Here is a 2,116-nt window from a genome sequence, read left to right as displayed (position 1 = left end):
GACGTGGGGCTCATGGCGGTCCGATCGATCGGGGCACCCGGAATCGGTGCCTCACCAGAGAGACACGCAGGAGCCGCGATCACGACGCAGTGGCGCGGAACGACCCGCGCGCCTGGCGTGAAGCGCCGCCTCGACGCTCAGTCCTTGAACACCGACAGGTGCTGGTTCTCGACGATGGCGAGGGTGCGCACGAGGCGCGTGTAGCGCTCGACCAGCTCGCCCTCCTCCGCTCCGAGCCCCAGGAGCGCCGAGATGCTCTCGGCGGGGAACAGCCCGACGATCTCCATCGCGACGGCTCGGGCGTGCTCGGAGGAGAGCCCGCGGGTGTACTCCAGAGCCCGGGCGAGCTGGGGGCGCTCGCCGTCGACGGCGGCGGCCGGTGCGCCTCCCGCTGCGGCGTGGGCGAGGACCGCGACGAAGACGCGGGCGATCTCGTCGACGCGCAGGGCCCGCACCAGCGTGAGCAGGCGGGAGGAGACCCTGGTCACTCCCCGGGCGAGGAGCTCACCGCTCAGGGCGCGCACCTCGATGACGTCTCCCCCGCTGAAATCACCCGACACCCGCTTGATGCCCGAGGCGAAGAGGCTGGAGCCCGAGTCGATGCTCCGCTCGGCCTCGAGGTTGATCTCGACGCGCCCCCTCGCCGTGGCCACACCCGAGATCCAGCGCTGCTCCACACCGGGGTGCCCGTGCACCGCGCGGACGAGGGTGCCGGGGCCCGGCCCGTCGATCGCGCCCAGGATCACGTCGGGGGTCCGGGCTCCGGCGATGCGCGTCGAGACGCCGTTGTGGGCGGCGAGCTCGGCGGCCTTGAGCTTGGAGCGGATGCCGCCCCGACCGGTGCCGCCCTTCTGCACGCCGATGCCGCGCAGCTCCGCGATGCCCAGCTCCTCGAGGTGGACGCCCTCCGCGATGCTGCCGGCGAAGACGCCGGGAACATCGGTGAGCAGGAGCAGGAGATCGGCTCCGAGGAGCATCGCCAGGCCGCCGGCCACCCCGTCGTTGTCGGACCCTGCGGAGTCGATGGTGTCGTTGCCGTTCACGATCGGGACGACACCGGCGTCGAGGGCGTGGCGGATCGCCTCCGCGACGTGGGACATCTGACGGGGCGACGCGAGGTCGGACTCGCCGATCAGGATCTGGGCGACGAGGGCGCCCGAGAGCTCGGCGACCGAGCGGTAGAAGCCCATGAGCACGGTCTGGCCGACGGCGGCGGCCAGCCGGGAGCTGATCGGCTCGTCCTGGGAGCGGGCGAAGAGGGCGCGGCCCGAGGAGACCGCGCCGGAGGAGACGAGCACGACGTCCCAGCCGAGACCGCGCGCGGTGAAGGCGCTCTCGAGAGCGTTCGCGAGCAGGACGGGATCGGGTCCGGACTGCTTGGTCACCGAGCTGGAGCCCATCTTGACCACCAGGGTGCGCCGGCGCGGCGGGGCGACCTGCTCGGCGATGGAGGCGGCGGCGGACTCGGGCAGGGCGTCGGGCATGGCCCCCATGGTAGAGCGGGTGGTCCTCGCGCCGATCCCCGGGGCCTCCGCCGGTCCTCCACAGGCGCCGATGACGGTGCTCGGACGTAGTCTTCGAGGACCCCGCCGCGGATGTCGGTGGCGATTGACATACTCGAACACATGTTCGAACATGGGCAGATGACAGCCTCCTCCTCCACCCTCTCCGAGGGGACGGCCGAGGCCGCGGAGCCGCTGCTGCGCCAGCTCGCCTCGGTGAAGGAGCTGCAGTCGCGCATCCGCGACATGCAGGCGACGACGCTCGAGACGAAGAGCCTGGCGACCCTGCCCGCCTTCGCCGCGGCGCTGCCCGGCGGAACCCTGAAGCAGGGAGCCGCGTACTCCGTCGACGGGTCGCTGAGCCTGGCGATGGGGCTGCTCGCCGGCCCCTCGGCCGAGGGCGCCTGGTGCGGGGTCGTGGGCGTGCCCGAGTTCGGAGCCGAGGCCGCGGCGGGCATCGGCATCGATCTCGAGCGGCTGGTGCTCGTGCCGTCGCCGGCCGAGCACTGGCTCACCGTCACGGCGGCTCTCGTCGACGTCCTCACGGTCGTCCTGACCCGCCCGCCCGCCTCGGTCTCCTCGGCCGACGTCTCCCGACCCGGCGCCCGGCTGCG

At 73.0% G+C, this 2,116-nt stretch carries 2 protein-coding genes; one reads left to right on the top strand and one right to left on the bottom strand.

Annotated elements, in window-relative coordinates:
• Positions 1-137: 137 nt before the first annotated feature.
• A complete protein-coding gene (proB, locus tag NB037_RS19160) occupies positions 138-1,484 on the bottom strand; it encodes a glutamate 5-kinase (RefSeq protein WP_251948633.1) in 1,347 nt (448 codons plus the stop codon).
• A gap of 159 nt (positions 1,485-1,643) precedes the next feature.
• Here proB and imuA' point away from each other — a divergent pair.
• A partial coding sequence (gene imuA', locus NB037_RS19155; RefSeq protein ID WP_504972500.1) for a DnaE2-dependent mutagenesis accessory factor ImuA' occupies positions 1,644-2,116 on the top strand: 473 nt, incomplete at its 3' end.

Origin of the sequence: Rathayibacter rubneri (assembly GCF_023743255.1) — a bacterium.
Taxonomy (GTDB): Bacteria; Actinomycetota; Actinomycetes; order Actinomycetales; family Microbacteriaceae; genus Rathayibacter; species Rathayibacter rubneri.
The sequence above is the reverse complement of the archived record's forward strand: the minus strand, read 5'-3'. Positions and strand labels throughout refer to the sequence as shown.